The organism is Flavonifractor sp. An100 (genome assembly GCF_002161175.1).
Classification (GTDB): Bacteria; Bacillota; Clostridia; order Oscillospirales; family Oscillospiraceae; genus Lawsonibacter.
In genome coordinates this window covers 1-17,241 of sequence record NZ_NFMA01000020.1, presented here as the reverse complement: position 1 = coordinate 17,241, position 17,241 = coordinate 1, and the positions used below count along the sequence as shown (strand labels likewise).

Sequence of the window (17,241 nt, the reverse complement as noted above, 5' to 3'; positions counted from 1 at the left end):
TGGTTCCCCGGTCCACCTCAATTTCTTCCCCTTCATTATAGCTTTCTTTTCCAGTCTGCACAACCCCTTCCTTCATTTTTCTTTCCCCATCCCCGCCGCTGCCGGGATATTTCCCAATATCTGTTATTTTTTTGCATGAGGGACTTGGCCTAAGGGTTAAAAATTATTTTTCTCCCCTTCGGCATTTCGACGCTTTATTTTCCATAATATGGTAAACTATAGACAAAGACAGGAAAGGCGGAGGAGCGTATGTGGCTGCGGAGCAAAAAGGGAATTTACGACACCGGACGGGTGCTGTTTTTGCCGGTGGAGGCCATTTACCCCAACCCAGACCAGCCCCGCAGACATTTTTCCCAGCCGGAGCTGGACGAGCTGGCCTCCTCCATCCGGGCGCTGGGGCTGCTCCAGCCCTTGACGGTGCGATGGAAGGATGGCAGCTGGGAGCTAATTGCCGGGGAGCGGCGGCTACGGGCGGCCAAGCTGGCGGGGCTGACGGAGGTGCCCTGCCTCTCGATGCAGACGGACAGTCAGTCCTCCTCCCTGCTGGCCCTGGTGGAAAATTTACAGCGGAAGGACTTGGACTTTTGGGAGGAGGCCCTTGCCCTGCGCCGCCTCATTGATACCTACCACCTGTCCCAGGAGGAGGTGGCCCGCCGCCTGGGCAAAAGCCAGTCCGCAGTGGCCAACAAGCTGCGGCTGCTGAAGCTCCCCCCGGACCTCCTCGCCTCCCTGCGGGACGGAGGGGCCACGGAGCGCCATGCCCGTGCCCTTCTCCGCCTGGAGGACCCGGATCAGCAGCGGCAGGCCGCCAACCAAATTGTGGAACACAGCCTTACTGTGGCTCAGACCGAGACCCTGGTGGAATCCCTCCTCTGCGCCCGCCTCAAGGCCAAGGGCCGCCGCCCCACCTTTGTGGTTAAGGACGTGCGCCTCTTTCTCAATACCATTACCCGTAGTCTGGATCTGATGCGCTCCGCCGGCGTGGACGCCCAGTGTCGGCGGGAGGACACAGAGGAAGAAATCCTCCTCACCATCCACATTCCCCGGCGCAGCCGCACCTGACCCCTCACTCCCCCTCCCTACCCTCGCCGTCTGTGGAGACGGCGGGGGCTTTTTTGTCCCAATGTTTCACGTGAAACATCCCCTCTCTCCTCCTCTCTTAAGAAGAAAATAAGGGGGAAACGGTTGAAATGCCCCGGCGCAATTGTTATAATGGTAAGACGCGAACCACCCATCGGACACTTACCCGCAGTGCGCAAGGAGGCACCTCATGGCCAGGATCATTGCTGTTGTCAATCAAAAGGGTGGGGTGGGAAAAACCACCACCACCGTAAATTTAACCGCCGCCCTCACCGCGCTGGGGCAGCGGGTGCTGCTGTGTGACTTTGACCCCCAGGCCAACGCCACCTCCGGAATGGGTGTGGACAAAAATACCGCCTCCCCCAATATTTACGACGTCCTCATCAACGAGGCCGACCCCAAGCGGGGGGTGGTGTCCACCAAGTACGGGGATGTCCTCCCCTCCAACAAGGCGCTGGCCGGAGCAGGGGTGGAGATGATCGCCATTGACAACCGGGAGAACCTGCTGAAAAGCGCCCTGGAACAGCTGGCTCCCTCCTATGGCTACATCCTCATCGACTGTCCCCCCTCCCTGGAGCTGCTCACCGTCAATGCCCTGTGCGCCGCCCACACTCTGCTGGTGCCGGTGCAGTGTGAGTATTACGCTCTGGAGGGGTTAAGCGATCTGCTGGCCACCGTCCGTCTGGTGAAGCGGAAGCTCAATCCAAAGCTGGCTCTGGAGGGGGTGCTGCTGACCATGTTTGACAGCCGCACCAACCTGTCCCTTCAGGTGGCGGAGGAGGTCAAGCGCCACTTCCCCGGCCAGGTATATGCCACCGTGATTCCCCGGAATGTCCGGCTCTCCGAGGCCCCCAGCCACGGCAAGCCGGTCACCGCCTACGACCCCTACTCCCGGGGCAGCGAGGCCTATTCCGCCCTGGCCCAGGAGATCGTATCCATCCACACCAAGGGGTGATCCCCCTGGCCCTTTTTTAAAGGAGTAACACTATGGCCAAACGAAACATGGAACTGGGACTTGGCCGAGGCCTCAACGCCCTGCTGGGCGACCCGGACCTGTCCCCCCAGGGGGAGGGCTCCGTCTCCCTGCCCATTTCCCAGGTGGAGCCGGGGCTGAACCAGCCCCGGAAGCGCTTTGACGAGGAGGCGCTGGCCGATCTGGCCGAATCCATCCGCGTCCACGGTATCATCCAGCCCCTGACAGTCCGCCGTCTGGCCTCCGGCTATTACCAGATCATTGCCGGGGAACGGCGGTGGCGGGCGGCCAAGCTGGCGGGGCTGATGGAGGTGCCCGCCGTCATCATTGAGGCCGACGACCGGAAGGTGATGGAGCTGGGCCTCATTGAAAACCTCCAGCGGGAGGACCTGAACCCCGCCGAAGAGGCCCGGGGCTACCAGGTGCTCATGGAGGAGTACGGCCTCACCCAGGAGCAGGTGGCCCAGCAGATGGGCAAATCCCGGCCCGCCATCGCCAATACCCTGCGCCTGCTGGCCCTGCCTGAGGACCTGATGACCCTGGTGGAGGAGGGACAGCTCTCCGCCGGCCACGCCCGGGCCATTCTGGGCGCCCCCACCGCCGCCATACAGCGGGAGTGCGCCAAGCGGGTGATCCAGGGCCAGCTGTCGGTGCGCCAGACCGAGGCCCTGGTGAAGGCCCTGCAAAAGGAAAAGCAGGAGAAGGCCAAACCCCAGGGGGAGGACCTCTCCCTCTATCTGGGCGAGCTGGAGAAGGACCTCTCCAGCCGTCTGGGCCGAAAGGTCCACATCAGCCACAAGGGGAAAAAAGGCCGCATTGAATTGGAATACTATAATACAGACGACCTGGAAGGGCTTCTGGCCCTCCTCCAGAGTCTGCGGGGGGAGGTAGAGCACCATGGCTGAAGAACACAAGCGGCCCCTGTCCCAGGAGCCGGAAGCACCAGCCCCTGAGTCAGCGGCCCCGGCGGAGGGACAAGCCCCTGCCACTTCCCAGCCCAAGGAGGCCAAGCGTCCCACCCTCACCCCGGGACAGCAGAAGCGGCGGCAAAAGTCGGTATTCCAATACATCACCATCCTCTTTGCCGCCGCCTTCGCCCTCCTGCTGTTCACCTTTCTCATGGAGCGGCGGCAAAACGACCTGCTCCAGCAGCAAAACCAGGAGGAGATCGACAGCCTACAGCAGGAGTCCGTCAACGCGGTGCAGTCCCTGCAAAATCTCTACGACCAGAACGAGTCCCTGAAGCAGCAGGTGGCCGACCTGGAGGAACAGCTGGCCGACTATCAGGATCAGATGGACGTGCTGCCCGGCGTGATCGCCGACCTGGAGCAGACCCTGGACTCCACACAGCGGGCCATGGACTGGTTCTGGCAGATCGACGAGGCCTACGTCCGCAGCCGCTGGACCCTGTGCCGCCAGCTCATCGACAGCCTGGAGGAGGCGGGCCTGGTGGACTACCTCCCCAAGGAGAGCACCACCGACAACGACCGCTTCTCCCCCTACGACCGCTTCCAGGAGATCAAAGAGGCGGTGGATTAACCCCCTCTCCCCTACCCCGGCCCCGGGCCGGACAACCTTCGATCCCCCGGCGGGCCCCATGTTTCACGTGAAACATCCCGGCCTGGCCTTTGTGAATACGATTAATATTTAAGGAGAAATAGGACATGTTAGACATTCGATTCATCCGTGAGAACCCCGATGTGGTGAAGGAGAACATCAAGAAGAAGTTCCAGGAGGAAAAGCTGCCCCTGGTAGACCAGGTGCTGGCGCTGGACGAGGAGAACCGGGCCGCCCAGACCCGGGCCAACGAGCTGCGCTCTGCCCGCAACTCCCTGTCCAAGCAGGTGGGCATGCTCATGGGCCAGGCCAAAAAGGACCCCTCCAAGCTGGAGGAGGCCGAGGCGGTAAAGGCCCAGGTAAAGGCCAACGCCGATGAGCTGGCCGCCCTGGAGGCCAAGGAGACCGAGCTGGCCCAGCAGATCCGCAAGATCATGCTCACTATCCCCAACATCATCGACCCCTCCGTCCCCATCGGTCCCGACGACTCCTGTAATGTGGAGGTGGAGCGCTTCGGGGAGCCCAAGGTCCCCGACTTTGAGATCCCCTACCACACCCAGATCATGGAGTCCTTCAACGGCATCGACATGGACTCCGCCGGCCGGGTGTCCGGCAACGGCTTCTACTACCTCATGGGCGATATCGCCCGTCTCCACGAGGCGGTGCTGGCCTACGCCCGGGACTTCATGATCAACAAGGGCTTCACCTTCTGCATCCCCCCCTTCATGATCCACGGCAACGTGGTGGAGGGCGTCATGTCCCAGACCGAGATGGACGCCATGATGTACAAGATCGAGGGCGAGGACCTCTACCTCATCGGCACCAGCGAGCACTCCATGATCGGCAAGTTCATTGACCAGATCATCCCCGAGGAGAACCTGCCCCAGACCCTCACCTCCTACTCCCCCTGCTTCCGCAAGGAGAAGGGCGCCCACGGCATCGAGGAGCGGGGCGTCTACCGCATCCACCAGTTCGAGAAGCAGGAGATGGTGGTGGTGTGCAAGCCCGAGGACTCCATGACCTGGTATGAGAAGATGTGGCGGTTCTCCGTGGAGCTCTTCCGCTCCCTGGACATCCCCGTCCGCCAGCTGGAGTGCTGCTCCGGTGACCTGGCCGACCTGAAGGTGAAGTCCTGCGACATTGAGGCCTGGTCCCCCCGCCAGCAGAAGTACTTTGAGGTCTGCTCCTGCTCCAACCTGGGCGACGCTCAGGCCCGCCGCCTGAAGATGCGGGTGAAGGGCGAGAAGGGCACCTACCTCCCCCACACCCTGAACAACACCGTGGTGGCTCCTCCCCGCATGCTCATCGCCTTCCTGGAGAACAACCTCCAGGCCGACGGCACCGTGAAAATCCCCGCCGTCCTCCAACCCTATATGGGCGGCACCCAGGTGCTGGTCCCCAAGAAGTAAGGACACCGGATATTTCGTTTTGTAATATTTAACCGATAGAATACCATTTGTTTTACCCGTCTGGAGCCAATGGCGGCAGGGTCTCTCCCATCTTGGGTCATTTTGCCCTCCAAAAAACGCTCCAGACGGGTCAAACCCGGAAAGCCTTGGGCCCCAAGGCTTTCCGGAGGCAAGAGAGAGGAGGGGCAACCCCATGGCCCCCGGAACGCGAAAAACTGAGCTGCCCTGGCTCAATCTGGCCTTCTGCGCCATGGTGCTCTGGAGCCACTGCTCCGCCCACCCCATCACCCACCTGGACCACGGCAGCTGGCAGTACGCCTCCGTCTATCTGCTCCAGCGGCTGAGCTATGTGTCGGTGTACGGCTTCTTCTTCCTCAGCGGCATCAAGCTCACCCTCCCCCGCTCCCGGCAGAGCAGCCTGGGGTCCTATTACTGGGGGCGGGTGAAGTCCATCTTTTTGCCCTACATTGTGGCGGTGGGCCTGTATTACCTGTGGTTCAGCCAGTACCTGAAATACTTCCCCCTGTCCTGGAAGGACTTTGGGGGCTACCTCATCCGGGGGGACCTGTCCAGCCACTTCTACTTTGTGGTGGCCCTGGCCCAGTTTGTTCTGCTCACCCCCCTCTTCCGCTGGCTGGTCCGCCGCTTCTCCCGCGCCATCCTCCTCCCCTTTGCCCTGGGGATTACCTGGCTGAGCGCCATGCACCTGGCCGACCTGCTGGAGGTCATCTGGCCCGGCCTGGGCTTCCGCTACGGGGACCGGGTGTTTACCACTTACCTCTTTTACTATCTGGCCGGGTGCTATGTGGGGCCCCGCTATGAGGAGTTTTTGGCCACCCTGCGCGGCAACCGCTCCCTCATCTGGACCTGCTTCGTCCTCTTTTCCGGGGCCAACCTGCTGCTATGCTGGCTCAACTACACCGGCCGCCGGTCCGTCCCCTTCCTGGAACAAGTCCACATGCTCTACCTCCTCAGCGCCATTCTGGCCTGCTTCCTGGTGGCTACCTACCTGCCCAAAACCATGCCCCGGTGGCTGCAGCGGGTGGACAAGGCCAGCTACCTCATCTACCTCTACCACTGCCTGGCCATCTCCTACTTCGATTACCAGGCCGCCCTCCACGGGGGCGGACGGGTGAGCATGCTGTTTATCCTGCGGCTGCTCTTTGTCTATACCGTCACCCCCCTCATCTGCATCCTGTGGCAGAGCCTGGGCGCCGCCCTTCGCCGGCGCTTGAACCCCTAACTCCATAACGACAAGGAGGAGACGCTATGCCCCATTCCAATCCCCCCAAACCCGATCCCCAGGATAAGGACCGGGAACAGGAGCCGGGCTACACTCCCGCCTCCCCCATCAAACGCACCCTGGCCTGGATCGGCCTTGTGTATGTGCTGATCTTCTTGGCCCTCACCACCTATTTCTATTACACCGGCACCATGCTGGGCAATTTGGCCCCAATGCTGGCCGTCCCCGGCTTTATCGGCTTAGGGGCCCTGGTACTGGTGAGCTGGCTCACCAAGGGCGCCCCGAGGACCTCTGTGGCCGTGGTGCTGGCCCTGGTCTGTTTTGCCCTGGCCGCCTTTACGCTCCCCATCGGCATTGTGGGGCTGCTGTCCAATTTCAGGAGGTAACCGTCTATGCTAGAAACCATCGCCTCCGGCCTGGACGCTCTGGGCCTCACCCAACAGGTCCCGGCCCAGGCGGCTAAGCAGCTGGCGGAATACGGCCGGCTGCTGCTGGAAAAAAACCAGGTGATGAACCTCACCGCCATTCGGGACCCCCTGGGGGTGGCCCAGCTGCATATGCTGGACTGCGCCGCCCTGCTCACCTGCCCCGGCCTCTCCCCCCAGGAGCTGGCGGGCAAGACCCTCATCGACGTGGGCACCGGGGCGGGCTTTCCCGGCCTTCCGTTGAAGATTCTGGTTCCCCAGCTCCAGGTCACCCTGCTGGACAGCCTGAACAAACGGGTGGACTGGCTCAACGAGGTGATTTCCACCCTTGGCCTCACCGGAGTGGAGGCCGTCCATGCCCGGGCCGAGGAGCAGGCCCTGGAAAAGGGCTGGCGGGACCACTTTGATCTGGTCACCGCCCGGGCGGTGGCCGACCTGCGGCTGCTCAGCGAGCTGTGCCTCCCCTACGCCAAGGTGGGAGGGCTGTTCCTGTCCATGAAGTCGGTGGACAGCGCTGGAGAGGTGGAGGGAGCCGCCCACGCCATCAAGCTGCTGGGGGGCCGGGTGCGGCAGCAGACCGACTACACCATTCCCTCCACCGACGTGGCTCACCGCCTGGTGGTCATGGAGAAGGTGGCCCCCACCCTGAAGGGCTATCCCCGCCGTTGGGCCAAGATGCAAAAAGACCCGCTTTAAGGCTTCAAAGCAGCAAACTGTTGGAAAATCAGGGAAATTACTCCTATTTTTATAAAGATTTTTGGAATTTTTTCCTGCGGCCATTGACGCTGACCAAATTTGTGGTACACTAAATTTGTGGGACGGGAGGCTTTCACATGGGAACTGTCATCGCCGTGACCTCCGGCAAGGGGGGCACCGGCAAGACCTCCATCACGGGAGGCGTAGGCGCCTGTCTGGCCCTGCTGGACCAGAATGTCCTGTGCATCGACATGGACATCGGCCTGCGCAACCTGGATATCTCCCTGGGACTGAGCGACCGGGCCCTGATGGACTTCTCCGACGTGGCTCTGGGCCACTGTCCTCTGACCCGGGCGGCGGTCACCCATCCGGAGCTGAAAACCCTCTCCCTGCTCACCGCCCCCATGTATCTGCCCGCCGCCCTCACGGCGGACAAGGTGCGGGCCCTGTTAGCCACCGCCCGTACCCTCTACGACTACATTCTCATCGACTCCCCCGCCGGGCTGGGGCCCGGCTTCCGTCTGGCCACCTGCGGGGCTGACCGGGCGCTGGTGGTGGCCACCAACGACGCCTCCTCCCTGCGGGATGCACAGCGCACGGTAGCTGAGCTGTCCGACCTGCGGCAGATCCATCTGGTGATGAACCGCATTCAGCCCAAGCTCCTGCGTAAACTGCGCACCACCATCGACGACGCCATGAACGCTGCCGGTCTGCCTCTCATCGGCGTGGTGCCTGAGGACCCTCAGGTCATTCTCTGCGCCAACCAGGGCCTGCCCCTGGCCAGCCAGGGACGGCGGGGCGCCTCATTGGCCTGCTGGAACATTGCCCAGCGCATCATCGGCCGCCAGGTCCCCATCATGCATATCCGCTGACCGCCGGGGACCCACCTTCCACCACCACTATAAGGAGGTTACCGCCACCATGAACATTGCCATTATGAGCCACACCAAAAAGCAGGATCTGATGGTCCAGTTCTGCACCGCCTACTGCGGCGTTCTGTCCAAGCACAACGTCTGCGCCACCAACGCCACCGGCCGTATGGTGGCGGAGGCTACTGGTCTGCCCGTCAACCTCTTCCTCTCCCATGAGCACGGAGGCATTGAGCAGATTGGCCAGCGCATCATCTACAACGAGATCGACATGGTCCTCTTCTTCAACTCCCCCCTGGACAACGAGATGGACAAGGACGTCATGTATATCTGCCGCCTGTGCGACCAGCACTCCGTCCCCATGGCCACCAACGTGGCCACCGCCGAGCTGCTCATCCACGGCCTGGCCCGGGGTGATCTGGATTGGCGTGAAGTGGTCAACCCCAACCGGGTTCCCTTCTCCCTGTAACCTCAGCCGGGGGCCTTCCGCCCCTGTATACCGCCACGACGGCGCATGAGTACCCGGCCAGCCCCCCGACAGAGAGAGGTCCCGCGGTTGAGAGGACCTCAGGTGTGAGCCCCGGAGAAGACAGCGCTACCAGCGGGCCCGGAGACGGGCGCGGTCCCCTTCCCGCACCAGAAGGAAGAAAGGGACGCCCATGGGCGTCTGAATTTGGGTGGCACCACGAAGTGTTTTGTAACGCTCTCGTCCCAAGTCCTGGGATGGGAGCGTATTTTTTTATTTCCCCACAAATGTGGAAACCCTGTTGATAACCCCCATCCACCCACAGAAAGGATTTTGATACCATGAGTAAAGTACAGCCCCGCACCCTGTCCGGCTTCATGGAGCTCCTTCCCGCCCGGCAGGTCCAGTTTGACCGCATGGTGGAGACCCTCCGCCAGACCTACTCCCTCTACGGCTTTACCCCCCTGGACACCCCCCTCATCGAGGCCAGCGAGGTGCTCCTGGCCAAGGGCGGCGGGGAGACGGAAAAGCAGATCTACCGCTTTCTAAAGGGAGACACCGACCTGTCCCTCCGCTTCGATCTCACCGTCCCCCTGGCCAAGTACGTGGCCCAGAACTACGGCCAGCTCACCTTCCCCTTCCGCCGCTTCCAGATCGGCAAGGTCTACCGGGGCGAGCGGGCCCAGCGGGGCCGGTTCCGGGAGTTCTACCAGGCGGACATTGACGTCATCGGCGACGGCAAGCTGGACATCTCCAACGAGGCGGAAATCCCCTCCATCATCTACCGGGCCTTCACCGCCCTGGGCCTGAAGCGCTTCCAGATCCGGGTGAACAACCGGAAGATTTTAAACGGCTTCTACGCCATGCTGGGCCTCACCGAGCAGTCCGGGGACATCATGCGCACCGTGGACAAGCTGGACAAGATCGGCGCCGAGAAGGTGGCCGCCCTCCTCACCGGGGAGGAAATCGGCCTGACCGAGGACCAGGCCGGGGAGATTTTGAAGTTCATCGCCATCACCGGCTCCAACGAGGAGGTCCTTGCCGACCTGGAGGGCTACCGGGGCCGCCACGAGCTCTTTGACCAGGGCCTGGATGAACTGAACACGGTGGTCAAATACCTCTCCGCCTTCGGGGTGCCCCAGGACCACTTTGCCGTGGACCTGACCATCGCCCGGGGCCTGGACTACTACACCGGCACCGTCTATGAGACCACCATGCTGGACCACCCGGAGATCGGCTCCATCTGTTCCGGCGGCCGGTATGATAACTTAGCGGAATATTACACCGATAAACAACTGCCCGGAGTTGGTATTTCCATCGGTTTGACCCGTCTGTTCTTCGTTCTGGAGGACCAGGGCTACCTGAACGACAGCCTGAACACCGCCCCCGCCGACGTGCTCATCCTCCCCATGACCGAGGACCTCTCCCCCGCCATCGCCCTGGCCACCACCCTGCGCCAGGCGGGCATCCGCACCCAGATCCACGCCGAGCAGAAGAAGTTCAAGCAGAAGATCTCCTACGCCGACAAGCTGTCCATCCCCTACGCCGTCTTCCTGGGAGAGGATGAGATCTCCTCCGGCGTGTGTGCCGTGAAGGATTTGTCCACCGGGGAGCAGGTGAAGCTCGCCCCCGCCGACGCCGTCGCCCACATCCAGGCGGGGCTCAAGGAGCGCAACCAGGGCACTCCCATTCTGGACAAGCTTTCTTGAAAGAAAGCTTGGCAAAGAACTTTTGGGGAACCTCTGGTTCCCTTTCGCCCCTGCGGGTTCTCCCCACGCCGGCGGAAAATAAGGATACAAAATGGACTAATCAATTATAAAATTACAATTTGGAGTTGATTTCACATGGATAATCTGCAAAACTTCCACCGCAGCTGCTACTGCGGCGAGCTGCGCCTGTCTGACGCAGGCAAGACCGTGTCCCTGTGCGGCTGGGTTCAGCGGCAGCGGGACCTGGGCGGCCTCATCTTCGTGGACCTGCGGGACCGCACCGGCCTCATTCAGCTCTCCTTCGACGACAGCACCGACAAGGCCATCTTCGAAAAGGCCGCCACCCTCCGCTCGGAGTACGTGGTGGCCGCCACCGGCCTGGTCCGGGAGCGTGAGAGCAAGACCGACAAGATCGCCACCGGCGACATTGAGGTCTACGTCACCGAGCTGCGCCTGCTGGCCAAGTCGGAGACCCCTCCCTTTGAGATCGTGGAGCACTCCAAGGCCAACGACATGCTCCGCCTGAAGTACCGCTATCTGGACCTGCGCCGCCCCGAGATGCAAAAGGCCATCGCCACCCGGCACAAGATCACCAAGATCGCCCGGGACTACTTTGACGAAAACGGTTTTTTGGAGATCGAGACCCCCATTTTGACCAAGTCCACCCCCGAGGGCGCCCGGGACTACCTGGTTCCCTCCCGAGTCCATCCGGGCAAGTTCTACGCCCTGCCCCAGTCTCCCCAGCAGTATAAGCAGCTGCTCATGCTCTCCGGCTTCGACCGCTACTTCCAGATCGCCCGCTGCTTCCGGGACGAGGATTTACGGGCCGACCGCCAGCCGGAGTTTACCCAGATCGACCTGGAGATGTCCTTCCTCAACGAGGATGAGATCATGACCATCCAAGAGGGTTTCCTGAAGCGGGTCTTTAAAGAGGTGCTGGACGTAGACGTCCAGACCCCCTTCCAGCGCATGCCCTGGCAGGAGGCCATGGACCGCTTCGGCTCCGACAAGCCCGACCTGCGCTTCGGCTTTGAGCTCACCGACATCAGCGACCTGGTGAAGGGCTGCGGCTTCGGCGTGTTTGCCAACCCGGTGGCCGCCGGTGGCTCCGTCCGCCTCATCAATGTCAACGGCCACGCCGCCGACTTCCCCCGGAAGAAGATCGACAAGCTGGTGGACTTCGTCAAGACCTACAAGGCCAAGGGCCTGGCCTGGGCTCGCCTCCACGAGGGCCAGATGACCTCCTCCTACGCCAAGTTCCTCACCGAGGAGGAGAACAAGGCCATTCTGGACCGGGCGGGCGCCAAGGACGGAGACCTCATCCTCATCGTGGGCGACGAGAAGAACGACGTGGTCTGGGCCGCTCTGGGCGCTCTGCGCTGCGAGGTGGCCAAGCAGTTGGGCATCCTGGACCCCATGGACTTCAAGTTCCTGTGGGTCACCCAGTTCCCCATGTTCGAGTGGAGCGAGGAGGAGGGCCGCTACCAGGCCATGCATCACCCCTTCACCGCCCCCATGGTGGAGGACGAGGACAAGATCCTCTCCGACAAGGCCCACTGCCGCGCCCGGGCCTACGACATCGTATTGAACGGCACCGAGCTGGGCGGTGGCTCCATCCGCATCAACACCCCCGAGATGCAGGAGAAGGCCTTCCAGGCCCTGGGCATCTCCGAGGAGGATATTCAGGAGCGCTTTGGCCATCTGGTAGGCGCCTTCAAGTTCGGCGCGCCTCCCCACGGCGGCCTGGCCTACGGCCTGGACCGGCTGTGCATGCTCATGGCGGGCGCTCCCTCCATCCGGGACGTCATTGCCTTCCCCAAGGTGCAGAATGCCTCCGACCTAATGATGGCCTGCCCCGACTTTGTGGATGACAAGCAGCTGGACGACTTGTCCATCGCTGTCACCCGCAAGGAGCAGGAGGAGACCGAGGGCTGATCTTACCCGGTCATCCACAAAGGGGCCCCATGGAACATGGGGCGCGCCTTTTGGCGCGTACAATGGTTTGGTGAAATCCAAACCATTGGCGCAGGGCGGATTGATTCCGCCCGAGCATTTTAATCCTTCGGGGCCCCCGCAAAATTCCATTTTGCGGGGCTTGGATGACAAGCAGTTGGATGACCTGTCCATCGCCGTCACCCGCAAGGAGCAAGAGGAGACCGAGGGCTGATTCCCTCTCCCATAGTACAAACCGGGGCCCCATGACACATGGGGCCCCCTTCCATAAGGAGGAATTACATGAAACTGGTACAACTCTGGAACGGTTGCTTCCCCTCCCTGGGAATCCAGACCCCCCAGGGCGTCATTGATGTGGAGAAGGAGAGCGCCCGCCGGGGCCTCCCCTCCCCCACCGACATGGCCGCGGCCATCGCCCTGGGACAGGCGGGCCTGGACCAGCTGGCCGCCCTCATGGAGGGGGCAGAGTGCTTTACCAATGCTCCCCTGGCCCCGGTGGTCACCCAGACAGGGAAAATCCTGTGCATTGGCCTCAATTACCGCCAGCACGCCAAGGAGTGCAACCTCCCCCTGCCGGAGAAGCCGGTGCTCTTCAATAAGTTCTCCAACGCCCTGGCCGCCCACGGGGACTACGTCACCCTCCTCCCCGACTACCTGGAGTACGACTACGAGGCGGAGCTGGTGGCCGTGATAGGCAAGCCCGCCCGGGACGTGAAGGAGGAGGACGCCCTCTCCTACGTCTACGGCTACACCTGCGGCAACGACCTGTCCACCCGGGACCTGCAATTTGCCCGGGGCAATCAGTGGGTGCTGTCCAAGACTCTGGACGGCTTTGCCCCCATCGGACCCTGCCTGGTCCCTGCCGGGGAGCTGGACCCCCAGAATCTGGCCATCTCCAGCACCGTCAATGGGGAGGTCCGCCAGAACTCCAACACCGGGGACATGATCTTCACCGTGGCCCAGATCATCGCCGACCTGTCCCACCACTTCACCCTCCAGCCCGGGGACCTCATCTTCACCGGCACCCCCCAGGGGGTCATGCACGGCTACCCCGCCGACCAGAAGAACTGGCTGCGCCCCGGCGACCGGGTGGATGTGACCATCCAGCACATCGGTACCCTCACCACCACCTTCCGCTAAAGGAAATGAAACAACAGCGCCCCGCCTGCTTTTCCACAGGCGGGGCGCTGTTGTGTATGTAGTTTCTATCCTAACAGCATCATCAAAATGGGGATGGTAAAGAAACACCCCAGGGTGGACAGGCAGGCCCCGGTGGCGGCGTACTCCTCGTCAGCCCCGAAGGCCCCCGCCATCACGGTCACCTGGGTGACCACCGGCAGGGCAGACTCCACAATAAACACATCCCGAGCCAGGCCGTCGATCCCCGTCAGCATGCACATGGCCAAACAGATAAGGGGAGAGATCCCCAGGCGGACCACCAACATGGTGGGGATTCCCCGAAGAAAACGCAGGTTTCGCAGCCCCACCTCATAGATAATAAAGCCGCAATACATCAAAGCCAGGGGAATCACCGTGTCGCTGATATAGCCGGAGAATTTCATCACCAGCTCAGGGGGACGCAGGTCCAGCACCAACAGCAGGATCCCCACGATCACACCCACAATAGGGGGCTTGGTAAAAATATCCTTTACCATCTCCCCCACCCGAATCTTTTTCGGGGTGGCAGTTCCCGCCCGCTCAATGAGGAGCACCAAAAGGGACTGAGTAAAGATGGCGCTGGAGAGGTAGTAGGTCATCAGATAGGGCATGGCCACCTCTCCAAAGAGCTGAGTGGTGATGGGCAGGCCGATAAACAGGGTATTGGAACTGCCTGCCATAGCCACAAAGACGCCCCAGCGCTTCCGGGGCAGCTTTAGGGCGGTGGCCACCAGGGCGGACAGGCCCAGGGTCAGCAGGATCCCAATCATGGCGCTGGCGATCATCCTACCCGCGCTGACCAGGGCATCATGGCTGAAGTTGTTCAGCAGCCCCACCACACAGTTAAAGGGAACGGCGATGTTCACCACATACCGGCTGACAAACTTCTTCTCCGCCGCCGTCATCCACCCCAAACAGCCCATTCCATAGCCCACTGCCATCAGGGCAAACAGCACCACCACAGCAGAGACCGCATTTAAAAAACTGGCCAACATTCCCCGTCATTCCTCTCCTTGTTTGGGCTCACCGCAAGAGGGGCCCGGCAGTGGCCGGGCCCCCAAGTGTTCTGAATTATCCCCCTCCGCCAAGAGGGTAATCAATCTACTCCTGAGGAGGATTGGGTTTTGCTCCTCCTCCGCCCCCTCTGGGGCGACGACGGCGGCGGCGGGGGTTCTTTTTCTCTCCCCCCTCAGCCGCCTGACCCGCCCCTTCCGGGGCAGGCTGGTTCTCCCGGGGCGCCTTTGGGGGCCGGCGCCGCTCCGGACGGGGAGGACGGTCCCCCTGGGGCTTTTCCCCTTGGGACTTATCCCCCTGAGGCCGGTCACTCCGGGGCTGCCTCTCCTCCTGAGCTCTCTCCGCTCCGGCACGCTCGCCCGAAGGATTCTCCCCCTCTTCCCGGGCCCGGCGGTTCCGGTTCCGGCTCCGGCTGCGGCGGGAAGGACGGCGCTCCTCCCCCTCAGGGGCGGGAGTTGTCCCTTCCTCTTCCTCTGCCGGAACCACAGGGGCCTTCTCCCCCATCAAAACCGCCTTCACGGCGGCGCCCAGGGAATTTTCGCCCTGGGATATGAACTGGTCCGGCTCCTCCTCCGGCGCCTTCCGCAGCTTGGCCAGCTCCTCCAGGGGGGGCTCCACATAGCCCTCGGGCCGCTTGCCCTTGCCGTTGCGGATGACACACAGCTCACAGTTGTGATAGCACTTGGGGGTCTCCGGGGCGGACTCCAGCCGCACCTGCACCGTCTGGCGCAGGAGGTTGACGCTGGACACCGTACCCGCCCCGTCGGGGGTTTCCACAAAGGACTCCTGCTTGGGGGCCTTCTTGACTAAATCCTCATAGGCCTCCTGCTCATACTTCAAACAGCACATCAGCCGCCCGCAGGTGCCCGAGATCTTGGTGGGGTTCAGGGACAGGTTCTGGGTCTTGGCCATCTTGATGGACACGGGCTGGAACTCATCCAAAAACTGGGAGCAGCAGAAGGGCCGGCCGCAGATGCCCAGACCCCCCAGCATCTTGGCCTCGTCCCGCACCCCAATCTGCCGCAGCTCAATGCGGGCGTGGATGGCGCTGGCCAGATCCTTCACCAGGGCCCGGAAATCCACCCGTCCGTCGGAGGTGAAGAAAAAGAGGACCTTGTTCCCCTCAAAGCTGTATTCGGCCTCCACCAGCTTCATGTCCAGGCCGTGCTCGGCGATCTTCTCCTGGCAGATCTGGAAGGCCTTGGCCTCCTTCTCCTTGTTCTTCTCCAGGGTGATGGCGTCCTCAGGGGTGGCCTTCCGCACCACCGGGCGCAGGGGGGCAATGAGCTCGATCTCGTCGATCATGGAGTTGCCCTGGACGCACAGACCGTACTCGGTGCCCCGGGAGGTCTCCACAATGACCCCGTCTCCCTCGGCAAACTGCAGGCCTTCGGGGTTGAAATAGTATTGCTTTCCGCCGCTTTTGAAGCGGACGCTGATGATCTCTACCATATACGTGGTTCTCCTTACTTGTCACCGGAGGAGATTCCTCCCTCCGTCTCTTCCAAAAACAGTCCCGCGCACAGCCAGCCGGCCAGCTGGCCGGCATTGACGTTGAGGCGGGCGGCGGAACGCAGCCGGCGCACCAGCTCCACCCCGCGAAACAACCGCTTGCCCTGCCGGGCTTGTCCCAGGCGGCCAATCAGCTCCTCCTCCAGGGCGTCCAGCACCCGGGGCAGGTCCTCCTTGGCCCCCTTTTCCAGGGCCATGACCGCCTCCAGCACGTCTAACTCCTCCCCCATCTCCATCACCTGGGCCAGTCGGCCCACCAGTTCCCGGCGGGCCTCCAGGGCGGGGTCGGTCTCCCCCAGGGCCTCCACGGCCCGGCCCAGGATGCCCTGACAGTCCAGGGCGGCCCGCTCAATCTCCCCCTCGCTTTTCTGGGGGAACCGGGCACGGAGATAGGATCGGCACTCCCCCACCGACAAGGGGGACAGGGAGAGCTCCTCGCACCGGGAGCGGACGGTTTGCAGCAATCCCGACCCATTCTCCGCCAGCAGCAGGAAGGCGGCGTAGGCCGGACCCTCCTCCAGCAGCTTGAGCATGGCGTTCTGGGCGGAGGCATTCATCTGCCCCGCCCCCTCCAGGATATATACCTTCCGCTCCCCCTCGTTGGGGCGAACGTAGGCATCAGCCCGGAGGGAACGAATCTGGTCCACGGTGATGGACTTGCCCTCTCCGCTGCCGGCCAGGGTGGTCACGTCGGGGTGGATGCCTCCAAGGACCTTTTTACAGGGGGCGCAATGGCCGCAGGGCCGGTCCCCCTGGGGGGCGGTGCACACCATGGCCTGGCACAGCAGCCGGGCCAGAGTATGCCGTCCTGAGCCCTGGGGGCCGGAGATGAGGTAGGCGTGGGCCAGACCCCGGCCTGTCTGCTGCTGAGAGAGCTGTTCCTTCAGGCGCTGGTTGCCTGCCAAAGCGGTGAGTTCCATGGTTTCTCCCCTTCCCGATGGGATGACGGTTATGGCAAGGGGATTTCCCTGTCCACAAGCGGTACGTTCTTATTATTATAGCCTATTTGCTGGAAATAAGAAAGTTCTTTTTTCGAAATGACCTCCCCCGGAGCCACTACGGGCACCCCGGGCGGGTAGGGAGCCAGCTGTCCGGCCGCCACCTGCCCCTCACACTCCTCCAGGGGGCGGCAAAGGGTGGGAGCAAAGAGGGCCTGCCGGGGGGAGAGGACCCGCCG

The 17,241-nt window shown here is 62.4% G+C and carries 16 protein-coding genes and 2 pseudogenes; 14 read left to right on the top strand and 4 right to left on the bottom strand.

Going from position 1 to position 17,241, the window contains the following annotated elements; translation table 11 throughout:
• Window positions 1-249: 249 nt before the first annotated feature.
• From B5E43_RS11030 to B5E43_RS10965, 14 genes are all read left to right on the top strand, one after another.
• Complete coding sequence (locus tag B5E43_RS11030) at window positions 250-1,062, top strand: ParB/RepB/Spo0J family partition protein (RefSeq protein ID WP_087396694.1); 813 nt, start codon at window positions 250-252, stop codon at window positions 1,060-1,062.
• A 208-nt stretch (window positions 1,063-1,270) separates the two neighbouring features.
• Window positions 1,271-2,035 (top strand): ParA family protein, encoded by a 765-nt coding sequence (locus tag B5E43_RS11025; protein ID WP_087396693.1) that lies wholly within the window; start codon window positions 1,271-1,273, stop codon window positions 2,033-2,035.
• Window positions 2,036-2,067: 32 nt separating this feature from the next.
• Window positions 2,068-2,958, top strand: a complete 891-nt coding sequence (locus B5E43_RS11020) for a ParB/RepB/Spo0J family partition protein (protein ID WP_087396691.1) — start codon at window positions 2,068-2,070, stop codon at window positions 2,956-2,958.
• Complete coding sequence (locus B5E43_RS11015) at window positions 2,951-3,592, top strand: hypothetical protein (RefSeq protein ID WP_087396689.1); 642 nt, start codon at window positions 2,951-2,953, stop codon at window positions 3,590-3,592. Before B5E43_RS11020 ends, B5E43_RS11015 begins: the two co-directional genes overlap by 8 nt.
• A gap of 125 nt (window positions 3,593-3,717) precedes the next feature.
• Window positions 3,718-5,019, top strand: coding sequence for a serine--tRNA ligase (gene serS, locus B5E43_RS11010; RefSeq protein WP_087396687.1), 1,302 nt, complete (start codon window positions 3,718-3,720; stop codon window positions 5,017-5,019).
• A 193-nt stretch (window positions 5,020-5,212) separates the two neighbouring features.
• On the top strand, window positions 5,213-6,262 hold the full coding sequence (locus B5E43_RS11005; protein WP_087396685.1) for an acyltransferase: 1,050 nt from the start codon (window positions 5,213-5,215) through the stop codon (window positions 6,260-6,262).
• Window positions 6,263-6,288: 26 nt separating this feature from the next.
• Window positions 6,289-6,648 (top strand): hypothetical protein, encoded by a 360-nt coding sequence (locus B5E43_RS11000; protein WP_087396683.1) that lies wholly within the window; start codon window positions 6,289-6,291, stop codon window positions 6,646-6,648.
• A gap of 6 nt (window positions 6,649-6,654) precedes the next feature.
• Entirely contained in the window at window positions 6,655-7,383 is a 729-nt protein-coding gene (rsmG, locus tag B5E43_RS10995; protein WP_087396681.1) for a 16S rRNA (guanine(527)-N(7))-methyltransferase RsmG, read from the top strand.
• Between the two features lie 137 nt (window positions 7,384-7,520).
• Complete coding sequence (locus B5E43_RS10990) at window positions 7,521-8,255, top strand: AAA family ATPase (protein ID WP_087396680.1); 735 nt, start codon at window positions 7,521-7,523, stop codon at window positions 8,253-8,255.
• 49 nt (window positions 8,256-8,304) lie between these two features.
• Window positions 8,305-8,721 (top strand): methylglyoxal synthase, encoded by a 417-nt coding sequence (locus B5E43_RS10985; RefSeq protein ID WP_087396678.1) that lies wholly within the window; start codon window positions 8,305-8,307, stop codon window positions 8,719-8,721.
• Window positions 8,722-9,059: 338 nt separating this feature from the next.
• Window positions 9,060-10,427, top strand: coding sequence for a histidine--tRNA ligase (gene hisS, locus B5E43_RS10980; RefSeq protein WP_087396676.1), 1,368 nt, complete (start codon window positions 9,060-9,062; stop codon window positions 10,425-10,427).
• A 135-nt stretch (window positions 10,428-10,562) separates the two neighbouring features.
• Window positions 10,563-12,362 carry an aspartate--tRNA ligase gene (gene aspS, locus B5E43_RS10975; RefSeq protein WP_087396674.1) on the top strand — a complete coding sequence of 600 codons (1,800 nt, stop codon included), beginning with the start codon at window positions 10,563-10,565 and terminating at the stop codon, window positions 12,360-12,362.
• Between the two features lie 70 nt (window positions 12,363-12,432).
• On the top strand, window positions 12,433-12,594 hold the full coding sequence (locus B5E43_RS15145) for a hypothetical protein (protein ID WP_158099036.1): 162 nt from the start codon (window positions 12,433-12,435) through the stop codon (window positions 12,592-12,594).
• Between the two features lie 68 nt (window positions 12,595-12,662).
• A complete protein-coding gene (locus B5E43_RS10965) occupies window positions 12,663-13,520 on the top strand; it encodes a fumarylacetoacetate hydrolase family protein (RefSeq protein ID WP_087396671.1) in 858 nt (285 codons plus the stop codon).
• 65 nt (window positions 13,521-13,585) lie between these two features.
• Here B5E43_RS10965 and B5E43_RS10960 read toward each other — a convergent pair whose 3' ends face one another.
• From B5E43_RS10960 to B5E43_RS10945, 4 genes and pseudogenes are all read right to left on the bottom strand, one after another.
• Complete coding sequence (locus B5E43_RS10960; protein ID WP_087396670.1) at window positions 13,586-14,533, bottom strand: AEC family transporter; 948 nt, start codon at window positions 14,531-14,533, stop codon at window positions 13,586-13,588.
• Between the two features lie 721 nt (window positions 14,534-15,254).
• A pseudogene (locus B5E43_RS15705) lies at window positions 15,255-16,004 on the bottom strand (stage 0 sporulation family protein); the annotation flags it as partial.
• 14 nt (window positions 16,005-16,018) lie between these two features.
• Window positions 16,019-16,984 carry a hypothetical protein gene (locus tag B5E43_RS10950; RefSeq protein ID WP_087396667.1) on the bottom strand — a complete coding sequence of 322 codons (966 nt, stop codon included), beginning with the start codon at window positions 16,982-16,984 and terminating at the stop codon, window positions 16,019-16,021.
• Between the two features lie 29 nt (window positions 16,985-17,013).
• Window positions 17,014-17,241, bottom strand: a pseudogene (locus tag B5E43_RS10945) (hypothetical protein); the annotation flags it as partial.